15 protein-coding genes are annotated in these 17039 nt (G+C 41.1%); 14 read left to right on the top strand and 1 reads right to left on the bottom strand.

Going from position 1 to position 17039, the window contains the following annotated elements:
• The 8 genes from KXJ59_RS15960 to fusA all read left to right on the top strand — a co-directional run.
• The coding region (locus KXJ59_RS15960) for a hypothetical protein (RefSeq protein WP_295206852.1) at positions 1-2927 on the top strand (2927 nt) is incomplete at its 5' end.
• 159 nt (positions 2928-3086) lie between these two features.
• Positions 3087-3839, top strand: a complete 753-nt coding sequence (locus KXJ59_RS15955; RefSeq protein ID WP_295206851.1) for a hypothetical protein — start codon at positions 3087-3089, stop codon at positions 3837-3839.
• Between the two features lie 172 nt (positions 3840-4011).
• Positions 4012-4752, top strand: a complete 741-nt coding sequence (locus KXJ59_RS15950) for a hypothetical protein (RefSeq protein ID WP_295206849.1) — start codon at positions 4012-4014, stop codon at positions 4750-4752.
• A gap of 241 nt (positions 4753-4993) precedes the next feature.
• Positions 4994-5599, top strand: coding sequence for a hypothetical protein (locus tag KXJ59_RS15945; protein ID WP_295206848.1), 606 nt, complete (start codon positions 4994-4996; stop codon positions 5597-5599).
• Positions 5600-5807: 208 nt separating this feature from the next.
• Positions 5808-6560: a hypothetical protein gene (locus KXJ59_RS15940; protein ID WP_295206847.1), complete on the top strand. Its 753-nt coding sequence runs from the start codon at positions 5808-5810 to the stop codon at positions 6558-6560.
• 84 nt (positions 6561-6644) lie between these two features.
• The gene (locus KXJ59_RS15935; protein WP_295206845.1) at positions 6645-7358 is read left to right on the top strand and encodes an FKBP-type peptidyl-prolyl cis-trans isomerase; all 714 of its coding nucleotides are present in this window, start codon (positions 6645-6647) and stop codon (positions 7356-7358) included.
• A gap of 75 nt (positions 7359-7433) precedes the next feature.
• The gene (locus KXJ59_RS15930) at positions 7434-8120 is read left to right on the top strand and encodes an FKBP-type peptidyl-prolyl cis-trans isomerase (RefSeq protein WP_295206843.1); all 687 of its coding nucleotides are present in this window, start codon (positions 7434-7436) and stop codon (positions 8118-8120) included.
• Between the two features lie 230 nt (positions 8121-8350).
• Entirely contained in the window at positions 8351-10501 is a 2151-nt protein-coding gene (gene fusA / locus KXJ59_RS15925; RefSeq protein ID WP_295206841.1) for an elongation factor G, read from the top strand.
• A 211-nt stretch (positions 10502-10712) separates the two neighbouring features.
• Here fusA and KXJ59_RS15920 read toward each other — a convergent pair whose 3' ends face one another.
• Positions 10713-13202, bottom strand: coding sequence for an O-antigen ligase family protein (locus KXJ59_RS15920; protein ID WP_295206839.1), 2490 nt, complete (start codon positions 13200-13202; stop codon positions 10713-10715).
• A 225-nt stretch (positions 13203-13427) separates the two neighbouring features.
• Between KXJ59_RS15920 and rpsJ the strand changes: the two genes are divergently transcribed.
• The 6 genes from rpsJ to rpsS all read left to right on the top strand — a co-directional run bounded on the left by rpsJ (position 13428) and on the right by rpsS (position 16992).
• Positions 13428-13733, top strand: a complete 306-nt coding sequence (gene rpsJ, locus KXJ59_RS15915) for a 30S ribosomal protein S10 (protein WP_026770720.1) — start codon at positions 13428-13430, stop codon at positions 13731-13733.
• Positions 13734-14053: 320 nt separating this feature from the next.
• Positions 14054-14671: a 50S ribosomal protein L3 gene (rplC, locus tag KXJ59_RS15910; protein ID WP_295206837.1), complete on the top strand. Its 618-nt coding sequence runs from the start codon at positions 14054-14056 to the stop codon at positions 14669-14671.
• A 21-nt stretch (positions 14672-14692) separates the two neighbouring features.
• On the top strand, positions 14693-15325 hold the full coding sequence (rplD, locus tag KXJ59_RS15905) for a 50S ribosomal protein L4 (RefSeq protein ID WP_295206835.1): 633 nt from the start codon (positions 14693-14695) through the stop codon (positions 15323-15325).
• A 29-nt stretch (positions 15326-15354) separates the two neighbouring features.
• Positions 15355-15654, top strand: coding sequence for a 50S ribosomal protein L23 (gene rplW, locus KXJ59_RS15900; RefSeq protein ID WP_133475591.1), 300 nt, complete (start codon positions 15355-15357; stop codon positions 15652-15654).
• A 117-nt stretch (positions 15655-15771) separates the two neighbouring features.
• On the top strand, positions 15772-16611 hold the full coding sequence (gene rplB / locus KXJ59_RS15895) for a 50S ribosomal protein L2 (protein ID WP_295206833.1): 840 nt from the start codon (positions 15772-15774) through the stop codon (positions 16609-16611).
• 111 nt (positions 16612-16722) lie between these two features.
• Positions 16723-16992, top strand: a complete 270-nt coding sequence (rpsS, locus tag KXJ59_RS15890; protein ID WP_133475589.1) for a 30S ribosomal protein S19 — start codon at positions 16723-16725, stop codon at positions 16990-16992.
• The last annotated feature ends 47 nt before the right edge of the window (positions 16993-17039 follow it).

Genomic DNA, 17039 nt, shown 5'->3' with positions numbered 1-17039 from the left:
CGATCAGTGCAGGAACCTTAAGTGGCAGTTTAAGTACATCAGCACAGAACAGCATTACGAACCTTGCGAACGTAAATAGTCTGACTGCTACGAATGCCAATATCACAACTGCGAATATTACGAACCTTACCGGTCTTACTACGATTGCTATCAGCGGAACGATCAGTGCAGGAACGGTTAGTGCTACTACAGGTAATTTCACAAATGTGAATACAACTGGCACTATTTCAGGAGGAGTATTGAGTGCTTCATTAAGTACCAGTGCACAGAACAGCATTACAAACCTGGCTAATGTTTCAGCGATAACTACAACTACGGCCAGTATTACCAATGCGAATATTACCAACCTTACAGGGCTTACTAACCTGAGTGTTTCTAATACTTTACAGGCAGGAACTGTAAGCGCAACCAATGGTAATTTCTCTACCATAAATACAGGTGCCATTACTGGTCTTACTACTTTAGCAGTAACCGGTACTATACAGGGTACAACTGTAAGTGCTACTACAGGTAATTTCAATACTGTAAATGCAACCGGTACGATCAGTGCAGCTACTTTGAGTGGTGCATTAAATAATGCGCTGAGTGTATCGAACGGCTTACTTGCGAATAATGCAACAAGCACTATCTATAATGGCTCTGCAGCAGTTACACTGAAAGTTGATACAAGTATTATCGGTACAAGGGCCAGAATGGATAGCTTGGCGATGCGTAAATTCAATGTGGCCGATACAATCATCTTTAATAGTCGTATCAAAACAACCGATACAGCTCAAATGCTGAATGGTGCAGAATTTGCCTCAGAAATACCAAGAACAGGTTATGCCCGTTATGGTCATGTAATTAAGTATAAGGATGTAGATTCTGTAATGTCGCCGATCTACCTGAAAATTTCAGATACAAGCCTGATGCTTACTCCTTATCTCGACCGGTTGAATATTTTTGAAGCAGATTCATTCCCGGCCGTACAAAGCAGGATACAAACCAAATCACCGCTGGCAGGGTCGAGCGCATTAATAACAGTTGGTACCATAACAACAGGTACATGGAGTGCAACGATTATTGATCCTTCGAAAGGTGGTACGGGTGTGAATAACGGATCGCGAACCATTACGCTGGGAGGTAACCTTACAACCGCAGGTGCGTTTAATACTACCTTTACTACAACGGGTACAACCAATGTAACATTGCCAACAGCAGGTACATTGGCTACATTGTCGGGAACGGAAACGCTGACCAATAAAACAATTAATGCATCCAATAATACGCTGACCAATATTACAGGGTCATCGATATCTGCAAATACTATTACGTTCGGTAATTTCCAGCAGATTACTACAACCACTTTGTTAGGAAGGAGTACGGCTGGTACGGGTAATGTTGAATCCATTTCTATTGGGGCCGGCTTAACATTGGCAGGAGGTACATTAAGTGCGTCTGGCGGAGGCGGAGGTGGAACCGTAACATCAGTAACAGTGAGTGGTGCCAACGGAATAGGAGTATCAGGATCACCAATTACAACGAGCGGAACCATTAGCTTGTCGTTAGGAGCTATTACACCAAGCTCTGTAAATGCAAGTGGAACTATAACCGGCTCTAACCTTACAGGTACCAATACAGGTAACGTTACACTTGCAGGTGAAAACTACCTGTCATTAAGTAATCAACAGATTACTGCTAACGCTATCAACCTGTCTGGTACAAATGTTACAGGCACACTCGCTGCTGCAAGATTCCCGGCATTAACGGGTGATGTAACAACTTCTGCAGGATCACTGGCTACCACACTTGCAAATGATGCGGTGACTACCAGTAAGATATTGAACTCAAATGTTACATTATCGAAGATCCAGAATATTGCTACCGCAACTTTCCTGGGTAGAAATACGGCAGGATCAGGTGTAATTGAAGAGCTTTCTCCTGCAATTGCAAAATCAATGCTGTCACTCAGTAAAACAGATGTTGGATTAGGAAATGTGGAGAACACTGCTCTTTCAACCTGGGCCGGTAGTACCAATATTACCACATTGGGTACCATTGCAACTGGTACCTGGAATGGTAATGTGATTAACCCAACCTATGGTGGTACAGGTGTAAACAATGGTTCAAGAACCATTACATTAGGTGGTAACCTTACAACCAGTGGTGCATTTAATACTACATTAACTGCAACGGGTGCTACCAACGTAACATTACCAACAACCGGTACTTTGGCTACACTGGCTGGTACTGAAACCCTAACGAATAAAACCATTGATGGCTCAAACAATACAATCAGTAATGTTCCTGCCGGATCACTTTCAGGAACTACACTGGCTTCGAATGTGGTGTCGTCTTCTTTAACATCAGTTGGAACGATAACAACAGGTACATGGAACGCAACGGTAATCAATCCAACCTATGGTGGTACCGGCGTTAATAACGGAGCGAATACTATTACAGTTGCCGGTAACGTGAATCTTTCAGGTGCATTCTCTACAGTAGGTGCTGATGCAGTTATTTTAAATACTACTGCTGCTACAGATATCACTTTACCAACAACTGGTACGCTGGCAACATTAGCGGGTACAGAAACTTTAACCAATAAGCGTATCACCAAGCGAGCAGTAACTGGAGGAGTAACCGGATCTTTAACTGTTGCAAGTGATAACACCGATATTTATATCGTTGAAGGTGCAACTGGTGCATTAACATTTGCTGTTCCTTCAGGTACACCTACACAGGGGCAAACGCTGATTATCAGGATACAGGATAATGGCACGGCACGCGCACTTACATTTACAGGTGGTGCAGGTGGTTTCAGGGCAAGTACTGATATACCTTTCCCCACAACAACTGTAATCAACACTACCATGTATCTTGGCTTTATTTACAATACCACTGATAGCAGATGGGATCTGGTTTCAAGGGTAGATAATCTTAACTAAAGTTCGATATAATCATTATACTAACAGCCCTTCGATATTTCATTGAAGGGCTGTTAGTATTAACTTCTTACATTGTGTTTTAATCTCGTTTTAATGCTATTCTAATGTTATTCTAATGTATTTTTGAGTCATGAGACTAAAGTCTCTCGTCTCAACTAAATGAAGAAACTGCCAATTATAATATTCTTAATAGTTCCTTATATAAGTTTTTGTCAAATCACTTATATAAATAGTGCATCTAATCCTGCTGATAACGGAACATTAGGTGTTACTCCCGTAGCCGTTACGCCACCAACAATGCAAGCAGGCGACCTTGTGTTAATGTTTGCCTATGTAAGAAATACAACAGCCACCATGACAATATCAGTTACAGGTGGACAGGTCTGGAGTGAACAAACCGCATTAAGTAATACAAATATCGGTGCCAAACTATTTTGGTGCAGGTATAATGGTACCTGGGCAGCTAACCCTTCTGTTGCTTTTTCTAATGCAACTTCTACAACGGTAGTTATGCATGTTTTTCGACCCACAAAACCTTCACTAAGATGGGCAATTGAAGCAAATCAAGTTGAAACAGATTTTGTAGCACCAGCAAATCCATTTACGGTAACTATTACAGGCAGAACAACACGCATACCCAGTTCGGTAACCATTGCTGCATGGTTTACAGCTGATGATAATTCCTGGGGAACTTTAGCAGGAACAGGTTGGGTTGTTACTGGTGCCGCGCAGTACAGAAATTTGAATGGCACCGATGTTAGTGGGACCTTTGCACATAATATCAAAACAACTGCTGGAGCTACAAATAATGTAAGTAAAAATCAGACAGTAAATGGTGGTGATCTGGGTACGGCAATGATCATTACTTTCTTCGAAATGGCTCATGGAATGTCTGCATTGATTTTAGATTAAACTGTTTATAGTTTAGTTATAATTCGTTAATTGTAATAATAGTCATCTAACACTATTCTAATTTAATTCTAATCTTATTCTAATCTCTACTTAATGGTCGTGAGTCAATATTACATTGACTAAATCCGGCAAAGTGAAAAGACTCTTGTCCATAACCTCATTGCGCCTATACATGGCAGCTGTAATGATTTTCTTGAGTAATATTGTTTATTCCCAGATATCTTATATAAACAGTGCTTCTAACCCGGCAGATAATGGTACCTTAGGAGCAGCAACGGTAGCTGTTACACCCCCTACTATGCAAACAGGCGATTTGGTATTAATGATTGCCTATGTAAGAAATACAACTGCTACCATGAATATTTCGGTTACAGGTGGACAAACGTGGAATGCAGAAGCTGCCATTAGCAATACCAATGTTGGGGCAAGACTCTTCTGGTGCAAGTATAATGGCACATGGGCAGCCAACCCTTCAGTTGCTTTTTCAAACTCAACATCTACAACAGTGGTGATGCATGTCTTCAGACCCACAAAAGCCTCATTGAGATGGGCTATCGAAGCCAACAGGGTTGAAACCGACTTTACTGCACCTGCTTCACCTTTTACTGTTTCCATACCAGGAAGAACTACAAGAATTCCAAACTCTGTAACCATTGCTGCATGGTTTACAGCCGATGATAATACATGGGGAAGTTTATCAGGTACAGGCTGGACAGTTACAGGAACGGCACAGTACAGGAATACTAATGGTACTGATATAAGTGGAACTTTTGCTCATAATATTAAATCAACTGCAAGTGCAACCAATAACGTGAGCAAAAATCAGGCAACTTTAGGAGGCGATCTCGGAACTGCAATGATTATTACTTTTTATGAGATAGGGCATAATATGCCAAGGATGGTTTTGGATTGATGAATCTTAATTTTTTACTCTAACCTATATATAATGTTATTCTAATCTCTCTTTAATGAGGCATTAGCAACTTGCAGTTGCTAAACTCAGGGAGATTATCAAGACGATTTTTTTCATACTGCTATTTTTTTCACTAACAGCATCAGGACAAATCACGTATTTCAATAGTTCAGCTAATCCAACTGATGCTGCTGCTGCTTCATTGGCCTCAGCAACAGTGGCTGTTACCCCACCCGCATCAATGCAGCAAGGTGATCTGGTAATTATGATTGGTCAGAGAAGAGCTTCTAATATTACACTTACTGTAGTCGAAACGGGTGGGCAGACTTGGAATGCATTACCAGTATTAACAGGAACAACCAATGTTTCACCAAGAATTTTTTGGTGCAGGTTTAATGGTACATGGACTGCCAACCCTTCAGTTGGTATGACAGCATCATCTACCAACACAGTAGTAATGCATATATTCAGACCACCCGGAAGAAATTATTCATGGGCAATTGATGTGGCTCAGGCAACAACAGCTCATGCAGCTGCAGCCAGTATTACAAGAACAGGTGTAACAACTATCAGACCTAACACGGTTACACTCGCTGCATGGTTTACTGCTGATGATAATTCCTGGGGTGCACCTTCCGGAGGATGGACAACAGCAGGTTCTGGACAATATAGAAACACGGCAGGTACTGACCAGAGTTCTACGTATGCTTATCAGATTAGAACCACCGCAGGGGCAACAGGCGATGTAGCAAAAAGTCAAACTGCTAATGGTAATGATGCTACCCGATCTGCAATCGTAACGTTTTATCCTTACCGTACAAATATGCCAGCCTATATGTTGGAATAAATATCTCATACAACATCTGCTGATAACTTTTCTCAGCTGTTTATTTCCTAATACGATTTTAATTTATTACTAACGAGCCTCTAATTAGTGGAGTATAATTTTGTTTTAGTTTTTTAAATGAATTCAATTTCCTATATCATTCTGAACATGATATAATTTTTGTTAAAAGCTATACCCTGTGCATGTAGTTACAAATAAAAACTACTGCATGAAATTTTTACTATCATTTTTTTTATTACTTCCATTTATCGGATATGCACAGATTGAGTATCACGACAGTAATTCTAATCCTGCTGATAATGGGTCATTAAACAATGCAACTCCTGCTGTTACACCACCGGCAGATATGGAAGACGGAGATCTGATATTACTTATTGGTCAAAGAAGAGTTTCCAATATTACCTTCACTATCAGTGCAACGGGTGGGCAGGACTGGAACGCTTTACCCGCACTTACCGGAACTGCGAATGTTTCGGCACGTATTTTCTGGTGCCGCTTTAATGGTACGTGGACAGCAAACCCTTCTATCAGTATGAGTGGAACAGGAGGGAACACCATTACAATGCACGTATTCAGACCCCCCAGTCGAGGTTATGCATGGAAACTGGATGTAGATCAGGTACAAACCGGATCGGCTGCTGCTGCAACCATAACAAGAACAGGTGTTACAACCGACAATGCAAACACTGTTACACTTGCTTCATGGTTTACCGCTGACGATAATTCCTGGGGTAATTTAAATGATATTAGCGGAACCGGATGGGCTGTTACCGGAAATGCTCAATACAGGAACAGGCAAGGGACTGATCAGAGTGCAACATTTGCACATCTTATTCGCACAACTTCAGGGGCAACAGGGAATGTATCAAAACAACAAACAGCCAATGGAAATGATGCTACAAGAACAGCTATTGTAAGTTTTTACTGCTATAGAACCAATATGCCTTTGTTTATGTTTTAGGTGTATTAAACTGTTAATTTAAGTATCGGGTTAATAATATCTGCAACTGATTGTTTATCTTGTATTTTCATTTACGGTCATAAGATGAAAATAATTTTAACCCTTCTGTTTTCTCTGTTTTTAGTATTTGGAAATGCCCAAAAAAACACACCTAAAACTGTTCCTGCTAATACTGCAATAAGATTGACTAATATCAAAGACTCTCTTCAGTATGCTATTGGTGCATTTCTCGCTCAATGGGTAAATAATCAGGGCTTTCTTATTGAAAATCCCACTTTATTTATTAAAGGAATGGATGATATTTTCCAAAATAAGCCGAGGATGCTCCCGGATTCCATCATCAGTCCTCTTATTACAGCCTACCAGCGCATTACCCAGAAAGATAGAGCATATAAACTTGAACAGCAATTGTTCACTAATATCAAGCAAAGACCTGGGCTGGGTATTTTTCCAAATGGTGTTCATTACTTTATTCTGCGGTCAGGGCAGGGGCCCCGGCCTGTGTCTGCCGATTCTGTTGTAGTAAATTTAAAAGGCTCACTTGCAGATGGAACGGTTTTTGAAGATACCTATAATAATAAAATTCCACAGTCGGTATTATTGTCACAACTGATTCCAGGTCTTTCTGAAGCGATTCAGCAGATGGCTGTGGGAGCAAAATGGCAGTTGTATATACCTTCCGTTTTGGCACATGGTGAAAAAGGAGTGTCTGGTAATAACGGTGCTTATCTAATTCCGCCAGGAAGCGCACTTACCTATGAAGTGGAATTAATTGAAATACGATCAGCAAAGAAGTAAAAGCAAATTTTAAGCTAGATTTTATTTATATTGTCTAAATTCTTTATATTTTCGGTATTAATAAACTATTCAAACATGAAAAAAATAGTCTCTACGCTCATATTAGGAGCTTTTATAGCGGGTTCAGCAGGTGCTCAAACAAAAACTGCAGCCGAGATTGCCAAAGAAAAAGCAACTCAGGACTCACTTCAGTATGCACTGGGGGTTTATATGATTAAATCGCTCGAAAAGAAAGGTGTACTCATTAAAGGAGCCATGTTCCAGAAAGCGGTAGATGATGTTCTGACTAAAAAGAAATTAATGATCAGCGAAGCCAGTGCTGAAAAAATGATCAATGTACTGGATGCTGATGTAGCTGGTGTAAAAGGTGTAATGATGGAACAGTCTCTGTTTGCAGAATTGGCTAAACAAAAAGGTGTAATTACCATGCCTAGCGGAGTTCGTTATGCAGTGATTACCCGTGGTACAGGCGTTACACCAGAGCCTGAAGATTCAGTGGTGGTAAATGTAACAGGTACAACACCCGATGGTACCGTTTTTGTTAACTCACAAACAAACCAGGAATCGTTTCTGCTGACAGTGAGTCAACTGGTACCAGGTTTACAGGATGCGGTATTAAGAATGAAAGCAGGCTCTATCTGGAGGGTATTTATTCCTGCAAATCTTGGTTTTGGGGCAACGGGTAATGGTAACACTGTTCCGCCTAATACACCACTTATTTATGATATTGCGCTGGTATCGGTAAGGGCAGCAAAAAAATAAGCTGATATTCACTTACTCAGCCATTAAAAATAGGCGATTTGAGTAGAGTTTAATACAACTCATTCATTTTCAATAAAATATCTCTACTCCGGAATTTATTCCGGAGCTTTTTTTTAGGGGATAATTTAATCCGCAAGAGCCATTCAGCGAATTGGTATTATTCCTACCTTTGCCGCCTCGAAAATGGGAGCCTGTGTTCCCGTTAAAAAAATATTTAAACAAGCACTTTTATGGCTGACTTGAAATTTCAACGCAACTTCGGTATTGCCGCACACATTGATGCCGGTAAAACCACCACTACCGAGCGTATCCTGCGCTATACAGGTATGATTCATAAAATTGGAGAGGTACACGATGGTGCCGCTACCACAGACTGGATGGAACAGGAGAAAGAAAGAGGTATCACCATTACTTCGGCTGCTGTAAGCTGTCAGTGGAACTTCCCTACTGTAAAAGGTAAGGCAGATGCCAACACAAAAAACTATTATTTTAATATCATTGATACTCCGGGTCACGTAGACTTTACCGTTGAGGTAGAACGTTCAATGCGTGTACTGGATGGTCTGATTGCCCTTTTCTCTGCTGTGGATGGCGTTGAGCCCCAGTCTGAAACTGTATGGCGTCAGGCTAACCGTTACAAAGTTCCACGTATCGGTTTCGTAAATAAAATGGACCGTGCCGGTGCCGACTTCCTCATGGTGGTAAATCAGGTGAAGGAAATGTTGGGTGCAAAAGCAGTTCCCCTGCAGTTACCCATTGGTGCTGAAGACAATTTTACCGGTGTAGTTGACCTGATCAAAATGAAAGGGATCATCTGGCACATGGAAACAGAAGGTATGACTTTCGATGAGATTGACGTACCTGCCGATATGAAAGAAGATGTAGAATTCTGGAGACAGAACCTGATTGAAGCTGTTGCTGAGTATGATGATACGCTGATGGAGAAATTCTTTGATGATCCAAACAGTATCTCTGAAGACGAAGTACACGAAGCTATCCGTAAAGCCTGTATCGATCTGAGCATCGTTCCAATGATGTGTGGTTCATCTTTCAAAAACAAAGGTGTACAAACTGCATTGGATGCTGTTTGTCGTTACCTGCCTTCTCCGGTAGATATTGAAGATACCGTAGGTACTGATCCTGATACAGGTGAAACCATTACCCGTAAGCCAAATGCAAAAGAACCATTTTCTGCACTGGCATTCAAAATTATGACCGATCCTTTCGTAGGTCGTCTGGCATTCTTCCGTTGTTATAGCGGTCACCTCGATGCCGGTTCTTATGTATTAAACGTAAGAAGTGGAAAGAAAGAGCGTATCAGCCGTATCATGAAGATGTTTGCCAACAAACAAAATCCGATCGATTTTATCGAAGCAGGTGATATTGCAGCAGCAGTAGGTTTTAAAGAAATCAAAACCGGAGATACCCTTTGCGATGAAAACCATCCGATCACACTCGAAAACATGTTCATTCCTGAGCCTGTAATCGCAGTAGCGGTTGAGCCTAAAACACAGGCCGACGTTGATAAAATGGGTATGGCTATTGCCAAACTGGTAGAAGAAGATCCAACATTACGTGTTAATACTGATGAAGATACCGGTCAGACCATCCTTCGCGGTATGGGTGAATTACACCTGGAGATCATTATTGATCGTATGCGTCGTGAGTTTAAAGTAGAAGTAAACCAGGGTGCTCCCCAGGTTGCTTATAAAGAATCTTTCGGAAATACCATCGAACACCGTGAAGTGCTGAAGAAGCAGTCGGGTGGTCGCGGTAAATTCGCTGATATCCAGTTTGCCATCGGACCTGCTGATGAAGAGTGGCTGAAAGAAAACGAAGGCAAACATTTCCAGTTTGTGAATGATATTTTTGGTGGATCTATTCCAAAAGAATTTATCCCTGCCATTCAGAAAGGTTTTGAAACCGCAATGACTACCGGTGTGTTGGCAGGTTATCCTGTAAACAACATGAAAGTGCGTGTGTTTGACGGAAGTTACCATGACGTGGATTCTGATTCAATGTCATTTGAATTGTGTGCAAAATCTGGTTTCCGTGAAGCTGGTCGTAAAGCCAAACCAACACTGCTTGAGCCAATCATGAAAGTAGAGGTGTTAACCCCAGATCAGTACATGGGTGATGTAACAGGTGACCTGAACCGTCGTCGTGGTATGCTGGAAGGTATGGACAGCCGTGCCAACCTCCAGGTAATTAAGGCGAAAGTGCCATTGAGCGAAATGTTTGGTTATGTAACCCAGCTCCGTTCATTGTCATCTGGCCGCGCCACTTCAACAATGGAGTTCTCACATTATTCTCCTGCGCCAAACAATATTGCAGAAGAAGTAATGGCAAAGAGCAAAGGAAAAGTGAAGATCGAGGAGTAATCCTTGTTCAATAAATTTAAAGCCCCGCAATTTATTTTGTCGGGGCTTTTTTTTGTGAAATGGTGAATGGTGAATGAAAAAATACTTTGCAAGTATACAATACCGTCAATCAAAGCAAAGTTTCCCTTATTGACCATTGACAATTGACCATTGAACATTGACCATTGACCATTGACCATTGACCATTGACCATTGACCATTGACCATTACGCTATTTACAATACTGCGCCAATATATCAGCAGCACCAGGATATTTCTTAGCAACAGCTACCTGCATGGCTCTACAGCCATTTTCTTTATCGCCAGAGTTAATAAGACTGGCACCTTTAAAAAATTCAGATTTACCATCATTGGTAACTTTCATGGCAATTACTTTGTCGAAATAATAAACAGCTTTTTTATACTCTTTCAGGTTATAGTAACAGATGCCTGCATTTTCGAACATGCTATAGCTGAAAGGACTGATATTAATGGCTGCTACAAATTTTCTGGCTGCAGTTGCATTGTCGCCTTTGCCAAAAGCAGCCACCGCTTCATTGTAAACGGCTGTAGCCCTGTTGATGTCATCTTGTGAAGTGTTGCCGGTGACAACTGTATTCATGTTGTTTTGAATCTCTTCTTTTCTTTTCAGTAATGCCTGATAATCAGCATTGGGTATGCTGTTGGCAGGTGGCTTAAACTTAATGAGGGCGCTGTCTGCCATCTTTAAAAGCTCCGGTGTACCTCTTTGTAAGGCATTGAGCATACCCAGTAGATATATTTGCCAGGGGAACTCTTCATTTCTATAATGTGTATACGTTCTAAAAGCTTTTCCTATAGCCGCAGTATCTTTTCTTTTGGCCTGCACAGCAATCAGTGTCTGATAATAGGTATTGGCCCTTGGGCGGTTATAATAAGCTGTTTCAGCATAATATTTTGCGCTGTCGAGTTTGTCAGTAAGGAAAAAAACATTTGCCATCAAGAAATGACTATAGTAAACATACGGATTATAGGGTATTGCTTTTCTTAATAAACGCAATGCTTCATCGTATTTTTTATTCTCTGAATAATATCTCCCAATAATGGCTTCGATGGGTTGCGAAGACGAAGTAAGATTGGGAATAGGGGGGAATAGTTTTGTCACTTCTGAGAGTGGCAGGGTCATGGGTTCATTTTTAAGATCGGGCACCACTTTCATTTGTGCCTTTAAAGAAACATAAGTAAGGTAGGTAACATAAGTTGCCGGGAGTAGCATTAAAATAGTAATGATGCCATACAGCGGATGCCATAAACTGACCGGGGTTTTTACTTCCGCTGTTTCTACTTGTTTTTTTGCCATTATATAAGCTCCCACATTAAAAGCGCAAACCGTGGCAAAGAAAACCTGCATGATGGCTCTTTCAATGGGGAAGTTCAAACCTGCGTCAACCGCATAAACCAATAAAGCAAAAAAGGAGAACAGGGAAATTAGTTTAGTTTCTTCTCTTGCAGCCGATCGCCATGTTCTCAAAGTAAAAATGAATAAACAGAAGTATAGTGAGAGGTATAGAAGCCCGCCGGGCAATCCCAGTTCGGCAGCATGCTCAAGAAAATCATTGTGGGCATGCGCAGGCACGTTTAAATCATTAATATATTCTTTTTCATAGGGAATGGAAGCCAGTTTCCAGTTGCCATAGCCACAACCCATGATCGGGTTTTTGAGTATATAGTCTGCCGCATGTTCCCATAATTTAAAACGATAACTCGACGCATCGTTAGTCAGAGCAATAGAGCTGAAGTTGCTCACTACATTACCATACCTGCTTGCATTATTATTATTATTATTATTATTATTATCCTGTATTGTGGTGGCTTGCGTATATGTTATTTGTGCAATAAAATACGCTGCCAATATGGGTATAAGGAGATAAGCGATTCTGTACAGCAATTTTTCGGTCTCCCTATTTTTAATGTATTGCAACACGCTAAACCCAGCGTAAGCAATGGTAACAAGTATCAGACTTACATAAGATGCACGTGCACTCGCCATAAAAAGCGTGGCAATACCCAAGGTTAGTGCTATCAGGTGAAATACTCTTTCGGCAAGTTTCGAATAATACAATACATATAGTACAAAAGGGATTTTGATGGCTATGCTTGCAGCAAAAATGTTTTTATTACCTGTATTTCCGCTTAAGTTGTAAATGAGTGTCCCTAGGGGGGTATCTGACAGACCGTTGAAAAATTTATTAAAATACTGAACAGATTCAATCATCAGGAAAACAGACAAAATCTGTGCAATTGTCTTGAACAGGTTTTGATTACCTTGAAAAAGCACCGAAATATTAAAAAAAGCAATAACGGTAACAATAAATCGAACATAACAAACCCAGCTCTCAATCTGGTTAATGGCAAAGAAGATGGAAAATCCAGCCAAAATAAAAAGAGCCAGTAATAATTTTGAGAATAACTGTTTGAATATTACCTGTATTTTATCAAAATACAGGTCCTTTCTGGCTAAAATATAGCCGCATGCCAGAATATCCAGTAAAGACAGGTATAGCCATTGTGGGCCCATTACATCTATGGCATCCATATTCGGAACAAAATGGACCCCCATGTATAAAACAAGGATCAGGAAAGGAATCCAGGCGATCTTAGTAGTATTTTTCAGATGTGTAGTCGCATTTTTTTCAGCAGTTTGCTGAACCTGGGTAGGGTAGGCAGGTTTCTTCCGGGCCATAGTTACAATTGAATACCGTGAAATTAATGAATTTAGGAAAGTGATACAGTCAGTAGTGAGTGGGTGAATGTACTCACTACTGACTACTCACTACCCATCTGGCGTACTTTCCAGTCTATGAAACGACAAAAAACCTCTTTTTATTAAAAATCTTTTCAAATTTCTTGACCATTCCAACACAGACCCCTACCTTTGCAACCCCAATACGAAAATTGGGTTTCGACTATGTCTCAACGAATCAGAATCAAATTACAATCTTACGATCATAATCTGGTAGATAAATCTGCTGAGAAGATCGTAAAAACTGTACGCAGTACAGGTGCCGTAGTAACTGGTCCAATTCCCTTGCCTACACACAAGAGAATTTTTACTGTGCTACGTTCACCACACGTAAATAAGAAGAGCCGTGAGCAGTTTCAACTGGCTACTCACAAGCGTTTGCTCGACATCTATACTTCTTCTTCAAGAACTGTAGATGCACTGAGTAAACTGGATCTGCCTTCTGGTGTTGAAGTTGAGATCAAAGCTTGATAAAAGCAGCAAGCTACGGGCTTTGAGCCACGAGCATTAGTTCTTAAAAATTAATCATCTGCCAACTCCCACTTTAAGTAGGGAAGAAAGCAGCTCTGAATAAATAAACGGTCAAAGAGTTGGAGACTGATTTCAAATCAGACATCTGACATCAGCGATCATACATATAAACAGGCCCTTCGAGGTTTGTTTACTTCCGGTACTTCCTCTCCCGATTATATCGGGAAACAACGGAAAAGGTCGGCAGCAAACAAGGATTGAATCCCGCTTCATCGGTGGGATGTCCTCTTTAACCTTGCGGGGCATAAACCGCAAAAACGATGAAAGGTATTATTGGTAAAAAAATCGGGATGACCAGCATCTTCTCGGCCGATGGCAAGCAAACAGCTTGTACCATCATTGAAGCTGGTCCATGTACCGTAACACAGGTGAAAACCCAGGATGCTGATGGTTACACCGCTCTTCAGTTGGCATTTGGCGACAAAAAAGAAAAGCACTCCACTAAAGCTGAGTTGAATCACTTCGCAAAAGCTCAGACCGCCGCCAAAAAATTCGTAAAAGAATTCCGTAATTATTCCATAGAAAAAGCATTGGGAGAAACTGTTACTGTAGACATTTTCGCTGAAGGCGAAAGCGTTGAAGTAGTGGGTACTACCAAGGGTAAAGGTTTCCAGGGTGTTGTAAAACGTCATGGCTTCTCTGGTGTGGGTGAGCAATCACACGGCCAGCACGATCGTCAGCGTGCTCCAGGTTCTATCGGTGGATCATCATATCCTTCACGCGTATTCAAGGGCATGAGAATGGCCGGTCGTATGGGTGGAGACAGGGTGAAAATGAAGGGTCTGAAAGTCGTAAAGATTTTCCCTGAAAAGAACTATATCCTGATCAGCGGATCTGTTCCTGGTCATAACGGTTCAATCGTTTTAATCCAGAAGTAATCACACCTTAATTGAATTGACATGCAAGTAGATGTATTAAATATAAAAGGACAGAAAACAGGCAGAACGGTAGAATTACCGGCAGAGGTTTTCGGTATCGAGCCAAATGATCATGTGATCTACCTGGCTGTAAAACAATACCTGGCTGCAGGCCGTCAGGGTACCCATAAAGTAAAAACCCGTGCTGAAGTACAGGGTGCCAGCCGTAAGCTGCACAAACAAAAAGGTACCGGTGGTTCACGAAAAGGTAATATCCGTAACCCCTTGTATAAAGGTGGTGGTACCATTTTCGGACCAAAGCCCCACGCTTACGATTTCAAATTGAACCGTAAGGTGAAAGATCTGGCGAAGATTTCTGCACTGAGCTACAAAGCAAAAGAAAGTGCTATCGTAGTAGTAGAAGATATTCAGATGGAAGCACCAAAAACCAAGCAACTGGTTGAAGTGATGAAGAACCTGAATATTGCAGATAAAAAAACACTGGTAGTATTGCCAGAATACAATGATAACCTGTACCTGAGCACCCGTAATGTGCCAAATGTTGCCAGCACTTTGTTGGCCGACATCAACACTTATGAAATCATGAATGCAGATGTACTGGTAATCACAGAAAATACCGCCAAAATCTTCGCAGAAGAAGAGGCAGTAGCTTAATCAATTAGAAACGTTTCAACCGAAATACAATGAAACTGAGTGAAGTATTAGTAAAGCCTATTTTAACCGAGAAAGCCAATGCACAGCAGGAAAAGCTGAGAAGATATGCTTTCAAAGTAAACCGTAAGGCGAACAAACTCGAGATCAAAAAAGCAGTAGAAGAATTCTATGGTGTGAATGTAATTGATGTGAATACTGCAGTTGCTCCGGGCAAAAATAAAACCCGCTATACCAAAGCCGGTTTTATCCAGGGTGCGAAACCTGCTTATAAAAAAGCATTCGTAACCGTAGCCGAAGGAGAAGCAATTGATCTGTACGCAAACATTTAACCCAGCCCTGAAGGGGGCATGAGGTAGAATGATAAAGTATGGTAGTTCAACTACCGCAAAAGTTGATTTAAAAACAAAATCTGGTCCCCTTTAGGGGTCGGGGAAAAAGAAAGAAAAATGGCACTTAAGAAGTACAAACCGATGACAGCCGGCACACGCTGGAGAATCGGAAACGCTTATGCTGAGATCACTACCAACAAGCCTGAAAAGAGCTTATTGGAGCCTCAAAAAAAGACTGCTGGACGTAATTTCCAGGGTCGCCGCGCAATGCGTTATATGGGTGGTGGTAGCAAACAACACTACCGTATCATCGATTTCAAAAGAAACAAAAGAGATATTGCTGCTACAGTAGTATCAATTGAATACGATCCAAACCGTACTGCATTTATCGCCCTGTTGCAATATACAGATGGTGAGAAAAGATACATCATTGCTCCACAAGGTTTACAGGTGGGTGCAAATGTAATTGCAGGTGATGAAGTGGCTCCTGAAATTGGTAATGCACTGGCTATGAAAAATATGCCACTGGGTACCATGATTCACAACATCGAATTACAGCCTGGTCAGGGTGGTAAAATGGTAAGAAGTGCTGGTGCTTCTGCACAGTTAGCGAACAAAGAAGAGAAATACGCAGTATTAAAAATGCCTTCTGGCGAATTGCGTAAAGTATTAATCAACTGTTATGCAACTGTAGGTGTGGTATCAAATAGCGATCATAACCTCGAAACTGCAGGTAAAGCGGGTAAAAACCGTTGGAAAGGTATCCGCCCACGTGTACGTGGTGTTGCGATGAACCCGGTAGATCACCCGATGGGTGGTGGTGAAGGTAAGGCTTCAGGTGGTCACCCACGCAGCAGAACAGGTAAGTATGCAAAAGGTGAGAAAACACGTACCAAAGGAAAATCAAGCGATAAACTGATTATCCAGAGAAGAGACGGAAAAAAATTAGCAAAATAATTTGAAAATGTGCTGATTTGAAAATTTGGAAATGAAAGATCCGGATTTTCAGTTCACACAAAACCATTTTCAAATTTTCAAATTTTCAAATTTTCAAATTAACTCATTACTATGGGTCGTTCGATTAAAAAAGGTCCTTACGTAGATGCCAACTTAGAAGGCAAAGTAGAAGGTATGAATGATGGTAAAACAAAGAAGGGTGTTATTAAAACCTGGAGCCGTCGCAGTACCATTACGCCAGATTTCGTTGGGCACACTTTTGCAGTGCACAATGGAAATAAGTTCATCCCTGTTTATGTAACCGAGTTCATGGTTGGACATAAATTAGGTGAATTTGCTCCTACACGCAACTTCAGAGGACACGCAGGAACTAAAAAGTAATAATTAGGTCCGGGGCCAATGGTTGATAGCGGATAGCAGAACCGGGT

Source organism: Sediminibacterium sp. (assembly GCF_019264485.1).
Taxonomy (GTDB): Bacteria; Bacteroidota; Bacteroidia; order Chitinophagales; family Chitinophagaceae; genus Sediminibacterium.
The sequence above is the reverse complement of the archived record's forward strand: the minus strand, read 5'-3'. Positions and strand labels throughout refer to the sequence as shown.